This is a genomic window from Mucilaginibacter sp. P19, from assembly GCF_050632265.1.
GTDB classification, from domain to species: domain Bacteria; phylum Bacteroidota; class Bacteroidia; order Sphingobacteriales; family Sphingobacteriaceae; genus Mucilaginibacter; species Mucilaginibacter gossypii.
In genome coordinates, this window is record NZ_CP192586.1 from 3637129 (window position 1) to 3652683 (window position 15555).

Sequence of the window (15555 nt, forward strand, 5' to 3'; positions counted from 1 at the left end):
ACATGAAAATTATTATCAACGCGCGTTTCCTCACCCAAAAACTTACAGGAGTGCAACGTTTTGCCATTGAGATAGCAAAACAGTTAAAATTGATGATGCCGGGGATTATATTTGTGGCTCCGTCCAACATCATTCACCACGATCTGGCTCAGCAGCTTGGTGTAATCATCATAGGAAAAAATAAAGGGGTTATATGGGAGCAGCTTGATTTACCATTATATTTAAAAAAGAACAGCAGCCCCTTACTTATCAACATGTGCAATGTTGCACCGCTATTTTACAACAATCAGGTAATTACCATACATGATATTGCCTTTTTAGTTAATCCACAGTGGTTTAGCAAAAACTTTGTAAGGTTTTACAAATTCCTGGTACCAAAGATAAGCAGGAAAGCTAAGCGCATATTCACTGTAAGTGATTTTTCAAAAACTGAAATCGTAAAGTATCTCCATGTCGAAGCCGCAAAAATAAAAGTGATATATAATGGCATATCTGAACTCCCCTCTCCTACACCTGTTAAATCAGATTACGGCAAGTATATATTGGCTGTAGGATCAATAGATAAAAGAAAAAACATACAGAACCTTGTGCAGGCCTTCGGATCAATAAAACACAGAGGTATTAGACTTATAATAGTTGGAGACAGCAACTCGATTTTCAATAACGAAGATAATGCGCATCTTGATGTACATCCTGATATTATATTCACCGGGCGCGTTAACGACCACGAACTTGCAGGTTTATATAACAAAGCAAGTTTATTTGTCTATCCAAGTTTATATGAAGGTTTCGGAATTCCGCCGCTTGAGGCAATGGCCCAGGACTGTCCAACGTTAGTATCTGACATAGACAGCTTGCGTGAAGTTTGCGGTGATGCCAGTGTTTATGTAAATCCGCTCAATGTTGCGGAGATTTCGAAAAATATTGATTTACTTATTGAAGATGTGGCATTATGCGGGCGTCTTGTTGAAAACGGAAAACAAAATATAAAGCGGTTTAGCTGGGAAACTTCGGCCAGGCAAATTGTCAATTCCATTACTGATTTAATTACACAACCTTGAAAGTCGCATTAGTACATGAATGGCTTACCGTAATTGGGGGCTCTGAAAATGTTTTTAAAGAAATTGCCGCATTATATCCGGATGCGGATATTTATACGCTTGTAGCCCGCGAGGAAACCATTTTTAAGCTTGGCCTTTCCCGGCATAAGATAAACACTTCTTTTATTCAGAAACTGCCATTTGCAAAAACTAAATACCGGGCCTATCTGCCTTTATTTCCTTTGGCTATTGAGCAGTTTGATTTATCAGGCTATGATCTGATTATATCATCCTCACATGCTGTAGCTAAAGGAGCTTTAACCAATTCAAACCAAATACATATCTGTTATTGTCATTCGCCAATACGCTATGCCTGGGACTTGCATCATCAATATTTAAAAGAATCCGGGTTGGACAAGGGCCTGAAGGGCTTCATAGCGAAATATTTGCTGCACCGCGTCCGGCAGTGGGACATCATAAGCACCAACCGGGTCGATCATTTTATCGCTAATTCAAACTATATAGCCAGGCGAATTAAAAAGATCTACGGCCGTGAAAGTACAGTTATATACCCCAACGTAGCAACAGAAGATTTTTTACCTGTTTATGAAAAAAGGATTACTACGTTACCTGTTCACGGTTTGTCCCTTATAAAAAAATTGATCTGATTGTGCAAGCCTTTGCCCAGATGCCTGATAAAAAATTATTTGTTATTGGCGAAGGTCCTGATTTTAAAAAGGTGAGCAAATTAACTACCTCAAATACAACCTTACTTGGCTATCAACCATTTGATGTACTCAAAAAATACCTGGCCGAAGCTAAGGCGTTTGTGTTTGCAGCTGAAGAGGACTTTGGCATTTTACCTGTTGAGGCCCAGGCCTGCGGCACTCCTGTAATTGCCTTTGGTAAAGGGGGCGCGTTGGAAAGTGTTGTCGAAAACAAAACAGGCATATTCTTCTATGAACAATCTGCCGAAGCCATTAAAGAGGCAGTGGAGCGTTTCGAGGTTAACGAATCGTTATTTAATTATAAAGAAATTACCCGGCACGCTTCTTCTTTTTCAACAGATATATTTAAAAATGAGCTACTTGTCCAAATTAATAATAAAACACAAAATAAAATAAAGAATTATTAGTTTTTAATTGTAGCGTTCTCGATGAATACCCCGTAATTAAGTTTAACAAACATTGGTTTTATTTAAAAACGATTCGTTTTAGTAAAATTATTATATTTGCACAACTTAACCCTGATCGCAAATGCGCTACTCTAAACTACTTCAGCCATTCACATTTTTTTGTGATTTAATCTTATTAAATATTGCACTACAGTGTGCCCACCTATTTATATTTGCATTTTATTCGTCAGAAATACAGTCGACTGATTTTTTATTATTAGTTAACTTAACCTGGATTACCATTGCTTCGGTAACTAAAAACTATATCATAAAAAGGCCCCTGATATTAAGTGACAATTTAAGCAAATTTATGTCCTCTATCGTATACCACCTGGTAATGGTTCTGGGGATAGTATATTTCTTTAAGCTTTATGAGATAAGCAGAATGGTGATGTTTTGCACGTATCTTTTGTTTTTTATCTTTATAGTTGTTCAGCGCTCCCTAATCTTTTTCACACTCGATTTTATTCGTAAAAAAGGTTATAATATTAAACATGTCATCATAATTGGTAATGCTGATATCGTTAACCGGGTAAAAAAATCATTTTCAAGGCATCCGGAGTACGGGTATAATTTTATTACCACCATACCCGAAGAAATGATTGAGAGCCTGCCCCATGAAATATTATTTGATAAAATCCTTGAGGCCAAGCCAGATGAAGCGTTTATATGCTACAAATTTATGGATCAGCTTTTATTAAATAAACTGGTTAATCTCGGCGACCAACATTCCATTAAAATTAAACTGGTTTCGGACCTTGTACTTGATAACAGCTATGCCAGTATCGTCAATTATGAAAATCTCCCTGTAATACAGCTTTCTTCTTCCATTGAGCTTAGTTTGAAAATTATTTTCTTCAAGCGCTGTTTCGATATTATGTTTTCCCTTTTGGTAATGATCCCTGGGCTTCCTGTGTTTATTGCATTAGCGATAATAACTAAATTAACTTCAAAAGGTCCGGTTTTTTATCGCCAGGAAAGAATTGGCAGGAATCATAAACCCTTCAGAATGTATAAGTTCAGAAGCATGTATGTAAATTCAGAACAAGCCGTTCCGATGCTGTCAAAAGATAAAGATCCCCGAATTACCAAATGGGGTGTATTTTTACGTAAATCCAGGCTGGATGAATTACCCCAGTTTTGGAATGTTTTAAAGGGCGACATGTCTATCGTTGGTCCCAGACCAGAGCGGCAGTATTTTATTGAGCAACTCATAGAAGAATCACCTAACTACAAAAAGTTATTTAAACTCAAGCCGGGTCTCACCTCTATAGGACAAGTAAATTATGGCTATGCCGAAAATGTTCAGGAAATGCGTCATCGTGTTCGTTATGATCTTATATATTTAAAAAACATCAACTTTAATAACGACTTAAGCATAATTTTCCAAACCATAAAAGTGATGGTTCAACTCAAGGGAAAGTAAACGTTATTCCCAAACTCGGGATAACGATCTCTCGAAAATATAATAAGTATTCAAAAAGACAGAGCAGGATGGTAATGAAACCATCCTGCTTTATTTTTATAAACCAATTTACCGGTTACCCTATACATTAAATTATGAGAGCACCATTTCTTATTGGATGTTTTTTATTTTCATGGCTCACTACCTCGGCACAAGTGGTTTTAAAAAATCTTTTAACCGAAAACCTGAAAAACCCAATTTGTATTGATGCACACAATCCGCGTTTTAGCTGGCAACTTGCAGAAAAAAATAATATACCCGTCGGCCAACAAGCTTATGAAATACAAGTAGACTCAGCCTCGTTCAGCGAAAATAATACAACCCCGTTATGGTCGAGCGGAAAAATAACATCAAATCAGTCAGTGTATGTACCTTACCGCGGCAAAACACTGCTATCATGCCATAAATATTTTTGGCGGGTAAGGATTTGGGATACCAACGGATTACGTTCAGCTTGGAGTGATCAGTCATTTTGGAAAATGGGCCTGCTATCTGCTTCTGACTGGCATGCCCAATGGATTAGGCCTGCCTTAAATGATACAGTAAACGCCCCCGCTCCTTTGCTGAGAACTAATTTTTCATTAAACAAAAAAATACGGGAGGCTACAGCTTATATAACTTCGCATGGCTTTTATGAAGCACAACTAAACGGGCATAAAGTAGGCGACAGCTTCCTTACACCAGGATGGACAAGTTATAATAAAAGGTTACAATATCAGGCCTATGATGTTACAACTCTGTTAGCCCAGGGAGAAAATGCCATGGGTATTACACTGGGCAGCGGTTGGTATCGCAGCCCGCTGGGCCCTTATACACCCAGGGCTAATTTTTATGGTGATAAAACAGCAGTTTTAATGGAGATGAGGATCATCTTTACCGATGGCTCAGAGAAAATCATATCGTCAGATCAAAGCTGGAGATCATCTACGGGAGCTTTACAATTTGCCGAGATCTACAACGGTTGTATTATTGATACGAGATTAGAAAAATCAGGATGGGCAAAGCCCGCTTCTGATGACCATGACTGGCATCCTGTAATCATAATGCCATACGCTAAAAACACCCTTATTGCTACATATAACGAACCCGTTAAGCAACATGAAACATTTAAGCCAATAAAGGTCATAACTACGCCACGCGGTGAAAAGGTGATTGATTTTGGTCAAAATCTGGTGGGTTGGGTAAAAGTTACACTGAAAGGCCATCCGGGAGACTCAATTAAAATTGCTCACGCAGAAGTGCTGGATAAAGCAGGCGAATTTTATACAGAGAACTTACGGGCGGCAAAGGCCGAAAACACTTATATATTAAAAGATACCTTAAAACGTACATTTGAGCCGCAATTTAGCTGGCAGGGTTTCAGGTACATTAAGGTTAGCGGTATAAAAGGCGCATTAAATCCAGATGACTTTACCGCTGTAGCTGTTTATTCGGATATGAAAGCTACCGGGAGCTTTTTATGCTCCAACCCCTTGCTTAATCAATTGCAACACAATATCCAATGGGGACAGAAAGGTAACTTTCTTGATGTACCAACAGATTGCCCGCAACGCGACGAGCGCTTAGGCTGGACAGGCGATGCGCAGGTATTTTCACGTACAGCAGCATTTAATATGGATGTTCACAATTTCTTTACCAAATGGCTCAAGGATGTAGCTGCCGATCAGTATCCAGGCGGTAGTATCCCCTTTGTGGTTCCGGATGTATTCAAAAATGGCACAAATGAGGTTGGCGGCAGTTCAGGATGGGGAGATGTGTCAACCATCATCCCATGGAATATGTATTTTGCATATGGAGACAAAAAGATTTTAGAAAACCAGTTTCAAAGCATGAAAGCCTGGGTTAATTATATCCAAAAGCAAACCAGGAACAATTTATGGGTAACGGGTAATCATTTTGGCGACTGGTTGTTTTATAGTGTGAATAACGACAGAGATGGTACATCTGCGATAACCAACAAATATCTTATCGCACAATGCTTCTATGCATATTCAACCCAAATACTGATCAACAGCGCCAAAGTTTTAAACAAAACAACCGACGAGCAATATTATTCAAAGTTGTTGCTCAAAATAAAACGGGCATTTGTGAACGAATATGTTACCGCTAACGGCCTGATCTCATCAGATACCCAAACAGCATACGTATTAGCTTTGGAATTTGATATGCTGCCGAAAAACTTGAGACAGCAGGCTGCAGCCCGCCTTGTTAAGAACATCGGGCTATACCGGGATCACCTGACAACGGGTTTTTTAGGCACTCCTTATCTTTGTGATGCCCTCACCAGGTTCGGTTACGCCGACGTGGCGTACAAGTTATTATTGCAGGATACTTATCCTTCCTGGCTATACCCAATTAAACAGGGGGCTACAACTATTTGGGAAAGATGGGATGGTATCAGGACCGACGGCAGTTTTGAAGAGTCATCTATGAATTCTTATAATCATTACGCTTACGGGGCTATCGGCGATTGGATGTATCGCTATATTGCAGGTATTACGCCTGCCGCACCAGCCTATAAAAAAATAACAATCAAACCGGTAATTGGCGGCGGGCTATCATGGGCCGAAGGAAAATACGATTGCCCGTACGGAACCATCTATAGTAAATGGCAAATCACTGATAGGAAATTAGATATGAGGGTAACTGTTCCGCAAAATACAACAGCTGATATTTTTGTTCCCGATTTTTCAGGAAATAATTACAAAAAATTCACTGTGGGCCCCGGCAATTATCATTACAGCAGATGACAGCAATCTGTCTCTGAAAACCGGGTTCTCCCGCTACATAAATGATGAAATCCGGCAGGTTCAAGTATCTATAAAAATCATATATTCGGTTATAATCAAATAAAATTGAATTTATGGCTTTCGATATAGAAATACTGGTCAGGTTTTTACTGGCCCTGTTGTGGGGCGGACTTGTAGGCGCCGAAAGAGAATATCATGGTAAGGCGGCTGGCTTCCGTACCACCATCATGATATCTTTTGGCGCTTGTTTTTTCACACTCATGTCAACCGCCATTGGGGCGCCTGACAATGCAGACAGGATAGCATCAAACGTGGTTACGGGGATTGGGTTCCTTGGTGCCGGCGTTATTTTCAGAGGTGAAAACCGGGTTAATGGCATCACTACCGCAGCTACCATCTGGGCCGTTGCAGCAGTAGGCATGGGTATTGGAGCCGGTTACTACTTAGCTGCCGGGTTCGCCAGTATAATGATCCTGTTTATACTTTCCGTACTTCCTTTCTTTCAAAAGAAAATAGATTATTATAATCAATCCAAAACATTTTATATTAAATGCCCGGTCTCGGTAAATGGTATCATCTTGTGCGAAGATATGATGACAGCTCATAAACTGAAATTCAAGATGGTTAAGAGGGTGAAAGATGGTGACTATATGCTTTTAACATGGCAGCTTCACGGACCTTCAGTTAAAATGGATCTGTTCATCAACTCAGTTAGCGATATTCCAGTTATCGAACATTTTGAGTTTTCGTGATATCGACAACGTATTAATTATTATATCCACAAAGCAAATGCTTTTTCATTCTCCCACAAGAATTCTGCTTGATCCGAGTTCTGTTTGATCAAATCGAAAAGTAGCGGCTTTTTATAATTAAAAAGGTTCACTCTTTTAAAGTGCCCCTTTCAGAACTCAGACACAGTTCCTATATGGTGCGCCTAACGGTACAGAATTCGAACCAATTTCTAAAGGATTTGGCTGTTTTATGCGAGTTATCAGCCATGCAATAGCTTTTTTACACACCAAATATCCTCCGGAAAGTCAATCTGGTTTATTTAGCTTTTTGAACCTTATATATCCCAATCCCCCTTCAACATAAGTCAGCTGGCTTTTGCTATGTTTAAGATCATCATTTTAAATAACAGGTTTTTAGGCATGATACGCCAGTGGCACGAGCTGTTTAGCGGATCTTGAAAACCCAGCCGGATTCCGGCATTTTGATTGCGCCGAACGTTAATGTGTTGATGATTGACCTAAACAGCTTGTCCAATCAATATTTGATTGTTTAGGCGTTATGATTAATTTGTTCCGATCCTCTGTCCGTATCGCGGACTGCGGGTGTAATCAACATTAGGATTCAGAAATAATGTTGAATATGATATGGTCCATGAGGTTCAATTATTACAAATTTAACAAGAGGAATAAAACTCAATTGTAAATAATTAGCTTAATCGATTACCTCAAGAGAAGCAATTGGCTACCTGCAATTAATTCATAAAAAAGTTGCCAATAAAATTGACAACTTGCCTAAAATAGTACTAAAACCCGATGTACCCACAGACCTATTTTGGATGAACTGAAACTATTAGCCACTCTGTTTGATGGTCAGGCTGATTTCAAATATCTAACCCGTTTTCGATAGAACCGATTATTCAGGGTTTATGCTTGACCATTCCTAACATATAATGGAGTTTTAATAGATATCATTCAGAGAGTTTATCTACTTATCACTATTTTCCGTATCATAGTATTGCCATCAGTTACATATAAATTGCCGAAATTATCTGCGGCCACGTCAGTTGGGGTTTTAAATGTAGCTGTAGCGCCCGGGCCATTATCTGACCCAAACTCACCGGTACCGGCTACCGTGGTTACCACACCTTGAGGGGTCACCTTGCGTATTTTATTATTCAGACGATCCGCCACGTATATATTACCTGCGGCATCTATACCCAAACCAAACGGAGTATCAAATGAAGCTGCAGCACCCTTGCCATCAGCTTCACCCTTGGCGCCGCTTCCTGCAAGCGTACTTACCACGCCTCCCCGGTTAATCTTACGGATTAGGTTATTGTGGGAATCTGCCACATATAGGTTACCGATAGCATCTACTATTACATCAGAAGCACCATTAAATGACGCAGCAGTACCCTTGCCATCGGCCGAACCTGCTGCACCGCTACCTGCAAGGGTTGTTACTACGCCTTCCGGGCTTATCTTACGGACCAGGTTACTATGTACCACGTAAACATTACCGGAGGCATCTAAGGCCAAACCTCCCGGATTATAAAATGTAGCCGTAGCTCCCGGGCCATCGGCTGTTCCCTGGGCACCGCTACCTGCAAAGGTTGTTACCACGCCCTCCGGGTTTACTTTACAGATCCGATTGTTATGACTATCGGCTACATATACAGTACCTGAAGCATCTACCGCTATGCCGGACGGATACCAAAACACAGGGCCCCGGCCATCCATGTCAACCTTATCGTTGCCGGCAAGGGTTGTTACTACAGCCGCCGGGCTTATCTTACGGATCAAGCCGGTCCAATTATCTGTCACGTATATGTTACCGGCAACATCTGTTGCTATACCCACTGGGCTGTTAAATGAAGCCGATGTGCCGACACCATCAGATGACCCTCCAATACTTTGACCGGCAAACGTGCTAACCGTTACTGTGGTGGGTTTGTGAAAGTCTTTAATACAGGATGCATTGCCTAACAGAAAGGCTAATCCTAAAACAACAGTTATTTGCGTTTTCATAATACAACGAGTAAAACTAAAAAAAGAGATCCTTATTACTCCAGTGCTGATTTCAACAACCTATATGATGATCTTTACTAGATATGCTGAAAAAAGCAATACCCAAATTTGTATCCCAAAAGACACAATGCGCTTAATCTTATAATGGATAGCTCAGGTATGCCGGCCATTGGGCGGACTGCGAAATTTGTACTACCTTATACATCAATAGGCGATAGACAAATGCCGGGCAAACCGTTATTAACCAGGGAAGTCAAATATTTTTTTCTGTGTTACAAATTGTAAAAACATAAGCAATAATAGGAAAAGGATCAGGTTTTCAGAATGCTTGCCATCATCTAAATAACTGACTGTCATCATCTACAACATGCATTTATCATCTTTTTATCAACTGAATTATAACATTGGTTTTTGGGATCAATTAAAAAAGTTTGCGGAAATAGTAATTTATAATCTTTCTTAATTTATACAAAATTGTACTACATGTTAAAATATAGTATATGATTGTATTATATTTGAATCGTAAACTAAATGCTAATTTTCCTTAAATGTTAAAGTCAAATCCTATCAATAATATTATCCCTGACGAAAAATCTTCCGTAGCGGTGATTGGCTCTGGGTTTTCTCGTTTAAGTGCAGCAGCCTATTTAGTCAAAGCCTGATATAGTGTCACTGTATAATGGTTTGCTGACCGGCACGGGCCTGGAAAACCTGGTAGTTTGGTATAACCCGGGCACACATCATAGGCGTACGTATCTTGACCATTTCTGTAGAGGATGTTTTTTATGGGATGAATCTGATCCTGCTAAATGTAATGATCTATACAGGTTTAAACACAGGGTTTTATTTCCGGCTTAAAAATCAGCGAAGGGCAATAATATAGTAAACGCCATTTAACTTATACTAATACGACTTCATGATAAAAGACGAGAACAGTTAACGACTTAACTTTAGCGCAGGTAGTAACTGATCTGGAACAAGATCATTATAACGCTGCTTTCGACACGCCACTCCGGCCTGATGCATTTGAACTGGACGACGATACCAAAATGGAACTTATCGCCAAACATTTCGCCGCAATAATGGAAACCTTGGGAATGGACCTGGAAGATGACAGTTTGAGAGACACACCTAAGCGGGTAGCTAAAATGTATGTGAAGGAGATATTTAGCGGCCTTAACCCTGCTAACAAACCCAAACCCACTTTATTCAAGAATCCATTCAACTACAATCAAATGCTGGTGGAACGGAATATTGCTGTATTTAGTAACTGTGAGCACCATTTTGTACCTATTGTAGGTAAAGCCCACGTTGCCTATATCAGCAATGGGCAGGTAATCGGTTTATCAAAACTGAACAGGATTGTTCAGTACTGTTCGCAAAGACCACAGGTGCAGGAAAGGCTGACCATGCAAATCGCCAATATGCTCAAAGAAGCGTTAGGCACGGAAGATGTAGCGGTAATTATAGACGCGCATCACCATTGCGTATCCAGCCGTGGTATCCGGGACGCCGGCAGTACCACGCTTACAGCTGAATACAGCGGGCAGTTTCTAAATATTGAAACCAAGAATGAATTTTTAAAGTATATCGGATAATGGACTTCAACGGAAAGAATATCCTGGTGGTCGGAGGCAGTTCCGGCATTGGCTTATCATTAGTTCAACTGCTTCATCGGCAGAACGCCAATATTTATACGGTATCAAGATCGGCATCAGCCGAGTGGCCGGAAGATTTACATTTTTAAAAGCAGACGTTTTAGAAAGTTTGGATGCGATGGAGCTGTTCCTTCCTGAGCAACTGCACGGGTTGGTTTACTCGGTCGGAAGCATTACGCTGAAACCGTTCGGCAGGTTAACTGATGAAGATTTTTTGAAAGATTTCCAGCTGAACGTTTTAGGTGCAGCACGTATGATCCGGCAGGCTATGAAACCAATTAAAAATGCCGGAGGTTCATCCATTGTTCTGATCAGTTCGGTCGCCGCCAAAACTGGCATGCCTTACCATGCCAGTATAGCAGCTGCCAAAGGCGCAGTTGAAGGCATGGCGCTTTCTTTGGCAGCCGAGCTTGCTATCCAGCATGTCAGGGTTAACGTGGTAGCCCCCTCATTAACAGACACCCCACTCGCTCAGGCCTTGTTGAGTACCCCTGAAAAACGGGAAGCCTCCGGTAAACGTCATCCTTTAGGAAAAATAGGACAACCCGAAGATATCAGTCGGCTTATCGCCTATTTATTATCGGATGACAGTACCTGGATGACGGGGCAGGTTATCGGCATGGATGGCGGCTTAGGTAAATTAAAAACAAGTTAAGATGCAGGATATAAAAAGCGAAAACATCTATCAGCTGGAAAAGCAATACAGGACAAGCCTGATCAACAGTTTGATAGGCTACCGGGCTTTGAATCTTTTGGGAACAACCAGTAATGACGGTGTCACTAACTTGTGTATCATCAGTTCTGTTTTCCATTTGGGTGCGAACCCGCCGCTTATCGGAATGGTGATCCGACCCGAACGTGAGCACAATGATACGCTGCGTAACATCAGATCAACAGGACAATATACCCTCAATAACGTGTTACCAGAATGGTACATGCAGGCGCACCAAACCAGTGCAAGTTATCCTTCCGGCTTTTCTGAGTTTGACACCTGTCATTTCAAAAAGTATTATACAAATGGATTTAAGGCACCTTTTGTGAAAGCATCCAACGTACGCATAGGGCTGGAATTACGTGAGATGATTGATATGGAGGTTAACGGAACAACAATTGTTATAGGTGAAATAGTCCATATCCTAACAGAAGATGGATTGATCGGGGCAGATGGAACAGTTGATCACGGTAAAGCTGGAACCATGACCGTGGCCGGTTTGGATACCTACTATCTACCGCAACCCGTTGGGCAACTCGCCTATGCCAAGCCTGGAGTTGAACCTCATTTATTAAATACAAATACCAGCTTCAATACATAAGCCATGAAAAAAGACGCGGAAGTGATTGTTGTAGGTGCAGGCATAGCCGGTTTAACAGCAGCCAAAATATTAAAGGCTGCTCAAAAATCGGTCTTGGTTTTGGAGCACTCCGATGGAGTAGGTGGTAGAGTGCGAACCGATGAGGTGGATGGCTACCTGCTCGACCGGGGTTTCCAGGTTTTTTAACAGCTTATCCGGAGGCCAGAAACCTATTGGATTATAAGGCGCTGGACCTTTGTAAATTCGATCCCGGCGCAATTATTTTGAACAAAAAAGGCGCTAATATTTTAGGCGATCCGATCAGGCAGCCAGGTTCAACAATGAGCACTTTGCTGTCTTCAGCTGCTACATTTACTGATAAATTACGCATGCTCCGATTAAAGCTAAAATTGGCCGGTAAGAGTATCGACAAGATTTTTTCAGAACCAGAGATCACCACCACAGAATACCTAAAAAAGAAGGTTTCAGCGGAACCATCGTAAACCAGTTCTTCATGCCCTTTATGACCGGGATATTTCTCGAAGACCGCTTAAGTACCTCCAGCAGAATGTTTGAGTTTGTTTTTAAAATGTTCAGCGAGGGTGATGCCGCTATCCCAGCCAAAGGAATGGGCATGATACCTAAACAACTGGCCGAATGCCTTGCTCCGCAGGAACTCTTATTCCATCAAAATGTATCCGTAGTTAATGGAGGCTCGGTAACAACAACAGATGGGCTTAGCTATCACGCTAACTTTGTTTTGATAGCTACCGATCCTTTGCGTTCTCCCATAAGCAACAGAAATTCGAACATTGAGCATCATTCTGTAAGCAATATGTATTTCACCGCCAGGAAACGACCGTTTGAAAAGCCCCTGATAGCTTTAAATACGTTACCTGGAAAAATTGTAAATAACATTGCCGTATTGGATCGTATTTCTAACAGGTATTCTGAAAGCGGTGATACTTTAATTTCATTATCGTTAATAGGCGACCATTCAAATGCGAACCAAAATGAACTACAGGAAAATGTGGTTAGCGAATTGAAATTCTGGTATCCCGAAGCCGTTAGCTGGAAACACTTAAAAACCTACCATATTGATTATGCGCTGCCGAATGACGACCACGTGACTAATGAACCTGGTTATACAACCATACGGGTAAATGACCAATGCTTCATTTGCGGGGATTATTTGATGAATGGCTCAATTAATGCAGCGATGAAAAGCGGCAGGCTGGCTGCAGAGGGCATTATAAATACCATGCGCTTATGATCAACCATAATTTATATAGCAATGAACTTTTAAACCGCAAGCGGCTGTTGGGTGATAAACGGGCGGACGAGTTTATACATTATGTTTTTAGCGATCCGGTAAAGAAGAAGCAATTACAGGACTGGATGGGTGGCCAATCAGGTGCCGACCATTTGAAATTATTACAGCATTTATTCCCAAAAATTGACTTTATTGATAAAGCTACGGAACTGCCAATATGGGCGCAACCACTACTGATGAGAAACGGCGCTATTTTCTATGCCCGGCATTCGGAGATAATTATGAGTTTACTCGGGCTGTTATCATTACCCTATTGTTATAATGCAGCCAATGGCGCGATGGTGCTGTACTTGTCCGAACTGATCCGTAAACAAACTACCAAAAGGCTTTATGATACCGCTGTGTTTGTTTGGGAGGTTATGGGGCCGGATGCTTTCGGTAAAAACGGAAACGCTTATGAAGAAATTTTAAAAGTGCGGATCATGCACGCTGCCGTTCGTTACTACACACTGCAAAGCGGTAAATGGGATGATAGCTGGGGATTACCGATCAACCAGGAAGACATGGCCGGAACAAACCTGTCATTTTCACTGATCGTTATTCGCGGGTTACGAATGCTCGGTTACAGCGTAAGCCAGGATGATCAGGCGGCGTTTATGCACATATGGGGAGTAGTAGGTTATCTGTCGGGATTAGATGAAGATCTGATCCCTGAAAACTCTAAAATGGCGCAGCAACTTGATAACATTATTAAACGAAGGCAGTTCGCTGTTTCTGCACATGGACAGGAATTAACCAGATCGCTGACCGCTCATATCCTTTCCGTTAATAAAAGTAAGGCCACGGCCAACGATATACTGGGCTTGATGCGTTACCTGCTTGGAAAAGAAATGGCCGATATGCTGGCGATCGACGCCCCCGAACTGCCTGCTTATAAACTAACCCTGATCAAAACGTTGAACCTGTTTAAAAGCATTAAGCCGCAGGGAGATGCCAAGAAAAATTACCAGATTGCCTATGCTACCTTCAAGACGCAAAACCCAGCACTCGTTAAAAGAAACTAATTTTGAAAATTGCCGGCATGCTTAATTTATAAAAACATGAAATCATACCAACTCATTCATCAACTGATCGATCTTGTAGATGAACTGGAAAAAGAAAACCAGGGACGGGAAGTGTCTTTGCAGGATTTTACAGGTTTTCTTTTGAATAAGGTTGGCGATCCCGCCGTTAATAATCATAGCAGTGAAGTTAGGTTCGGTGATAATGACAGCGCCGCTTTGGATATTGCTTATCAGTTGGATAATAACATCGGGCGCCTGTTTGTTTTCATGAGTCGTTACGCCAAATCATATATTAAAAAAGCACTGGAGGGTACGCCCTTGCAAACCGCCGAGGATTTTACGGCACTGGCTATTTTATTAACGCACCCGCACTTATCAAAAAGTGAACTTATCAGCCATAATCTACAGGAAAAAACTTCTGGTACGGAAGTGATCAGGCGTTTGGTTGTGTCAGGGTTGGTTAGGCAGTGGGACGATGAAAAGGATAAAAGAAGTAAGCATATTGCCATTACTGACGAAGGCAAGAAATTATTGTTCCAGGTATTTGAACATACCAACTATGTGGGACAGATCATCACCGGCAGGTTGACCTTTGCCGAAAAATTCACGCTGCAATATCTTTTACAAAAATTGGAAAACTTTCATTTGGAACACTACGAAAAGAAAACCATCCTCAGCAAGGAAGATCTTAAAAAAGTAGCGACCGGAATCACACCGCATAATGGGCGTACCTCTGATCCAGAGTAACATCGATACTGAAGTCATTATTGAAATGCCGTACAAAGCCAGGGCCTCTTCGTTGCGATCAGGCTGTAATTAGATGACATTGACCATCAAGATCGAACTCATGAGCAGAATGAATTATGCATTTTTAAATTTTGCCGTCAACTTGTAAAGGGAGGTCGAACGAAACACACTGCGCCCGGTAAAAGAAGTTATCCAGTTTAAATGAAATACTCAAAAAACTAAAAATCAGCAACACGATTTGTGAAAAGAAAATGATTAAACAGGCTTTATATAAATCAAGTTTTGAATCAGGTAATTGGTAGAACGTTATCGCTTGCTGAACCAATACAAAAA

17 protein-coding genes are annotated in these 15555 nt (G+C 41.0%); 16 read left to right on the plus strand and 1 reads right to left on the minus strand.

What is annotated here, in order from left to right; translation table 11 throughout:
- Positions 1 to 2 precede the first annotated feature (2 nt).
- The 6 genes from ACQ86K_RS17635 (at position 3) to ACQ86K_RS17660 (ending at position 7181) form a co-directional block, all read left to right on the plus strand.
- Positions 3 to 1061 carry a glycosyltransferase family 4 protein gene (locus ACQ86K_RS17635; RefSeq protein ID WP_091162785.1) on the plus strand — a complete coding sequence of 353 codons (1059 nt, stop codon included), beginning with the start codon at positions 3 to 5 and terminating at the stop codon, positions 1059 to 1061.
- A complete protein-coding gene (locus tag ACQ86K_RS17640; RefSeq protein ID WP_431198448.1) occupies positions 1058 to 1708 on the plus strand; it encodes a glycosyltransferase in 651 nt (216 codons plus the stop codon). Before ACQ86K_RS17635 ends, ACQ86K_RS17640 begins: the two co-directional genes overlap by 4 nt.
- 2 nt (positions 1709 to 1710) lie before the next feature.
- Positions 1711 to 2175: a glycosyltransferase gene (locus ACQ86K_RS17645; RefSeq protein ID WP_431198449.1), complete on the plus strand. Its 465-nt coding sequence runs from the start codon at positions 1711 to 1713 to the stop codon at positions 2173 to 2175.
- 121 nt (positions 2176 to 2296) lie between these two features.
- A complete protein-coding gene (locus tag ACQ86K_RS17650) occupies positions 2297 to 3640 on the plus strand; it encodes a sugar transferase (protein ID WP_091162783.1) in 1344 nt (447 codons plus the stop codon).
- Positions 3641 to 3774: 134 nt separating this feature from the next.
- Complete coding sequence (locus tag ACQ86K_RS17655) at positions 3775 to 6429, plus strand: glycoside hydrolase family 78 protein (RefSeq protein WP_091162782.1); 2655 nt, start codon at positions 3775 to 3777, stop codon at positions 6427 to 6429.
- A 113-nt stretch (positions 6430 to 6542) separates the two neighbouring features.
- Complete coding sequence (locus tag ACQ86K_RS17660) at positions 6543 to 7181, plus strand: MgtC/SapB family protein (protein WP_091162781.1); 639 nt, start codon at positions 6543 to 6545, stop codon at positions 7179 to 7181.
- Between the two features lie 960 nt (positions 7182 to 8141).
- On the opposite strand, the gene ACQ86K_RS17665 is transcribed toward ACQ86K_RS17660, so the two are convergent.
- Positions 8142 to 9188 (minus strand): NHL repeat-containing protein, encoded by a 1047-nt coding sequence (locus tag ACQ86K_RS17665; RefSeq protein WP_091162780.1) that lies wholly within the window; start codon positions 9186 to 9188, stop codon positions 8142 to 8144.
- A 757-nt stretch (positions 9189 to 9945) separates the two neighbouring features.
- Here ACQ86K_RS17665 and ACQ86K_RS17670 point away from each other — a divergent pair.
- The 10 genes from ACQ86K_RS17670 to ACQ86K_RS17715 all read left to right on the plus strand — a co-directional run bounded on the left by ACQ86K_RS17670 (position 9946) and on the right by ACQ86K_RS17715 (position 15222).
- Complete coding sequence (locus tag ACQ86K_RS17670; RefSeq protein WP_369596615.1) at positions 9946 to 10071, plus strand: hypothetical protein; 126 nt, start codon at positions 9946 to 9948, stop codon at positions 10069 to 10071.
- A gap of 88 nt (positions 10072 to 10159) precedes the next feature.
- The gene (gene folE / locus ACQ86K_RS17675) at positions 10160 to 10786 is read left to right on the plus strand and encodes a GTP cyclohydrolase I FolE (RefSeq protein ID WP_431200884.1); all 627 of its coding nucleotides are present in this window, start codon (positions 10160 to 10162) and stop codon (positions 10784 to 10786) included.
- Positions 10786 to 10935, plus strand: a complete 150-nt coding sequence (locus ACQ86K_RS17680; protein ID WP_431198450.1) for a hypothetical protein — start codon at positions 10786 to 10788, stop codon at positions 10933 to 10935. The genes folE and ACQ86K_RS17680 overlap by 1 nt, the downstream gene beginning before the upstream one ends.
- A complete protein-coding gene (locus tag ACQ86K_RS17685) occupies positions 10911 to 11501 on the plus strand; it encodes an SDR family NAD(P)-dependent oxidoreductase (RefSeq protein ID WP_431198451.1) in 591 nt (196 codons plus the stop codon). The genes ACQ86K_RS17680 and ACQ86K_RS17685 overlap by 25 nt, the downstream gene beginning before the upstream one ends.
- Before the next feature lies 1 nt (position 11502).
- Complete coding sequence (locus ACQ86K_RS17690; RefSeq protein ID WP_091162777.1) at positions 11503 to 12159, plus strand: flavin reductase family protein; 657 nt, start codon at positions 11503 to 11505, stop codon at positions 12157 to 12159.
- Positions 12160 to 12162: 3 nt separating this feature from the next.
- Positions 12163 to 12345 carry an NAD(P)-binding protein gene (locus ACQ86K_RS17695; protein ID WP_431198452.1) on the plus strand — a complete coding sequence of 61 codons (183 nt, stop codon included), beginning with the start codon at positions 12163 to 12165 and terminating at the stop codon, positions 12343 to 12345.
- A gap of 26 nt (positions 12346 to 12371) precedes the next feature.
- Positions 12372 to 12641 (plus strand): hypothetical protein, encoded by a 270-nt coding sequence (locus ACQ86K_RS17700; protein WP_431198453.1) that lies wholly within the window; start codon positions 12372 to 12374, stop codon positions 12639 to 12641.
- Positions 12642 to 12661: 20 nt separating this feature from the next.
- Positions 12662 to 13411, plus strand: coding sequence for an FAD-dependent oxidoreductase (locus ACQ86K_RS17705; protein ID WP_431198454.1), 750 nt, complete (start codon positions 12662 to 12664; stop codon positions 13409 to 13411).
- A complete protein-coding gene (locus ACQ86K_RS17710) occupies positions 13408 to 14475 on the plus strand; it encodes an oxygenase MpaB family protein (protein WP_091162775.1) in 1068 nt (355 codons plus the stop codon). The genes ACQ86K_RS17705 and ACQ86K_RS17710 overlap by 4 nt, the downstream gene beginning before the upstream one ends.
- 36 nt (positions 14476 to 14511) lie before the next feature.
- Positions 14512 to 15222: a MarR family winged helix-turn-helix transcriptional regulator gene (locus ACQ86K_RS17715; protein WP_091162774.1), complete on the plus strand. Its 711-nt coding sequence runs from the start codon at positions 14512 to 14514 to the stop codon at positions 15220 to 15222.
- Positions 15223 to 15555 lie beyond the last annotated feature (333 nt).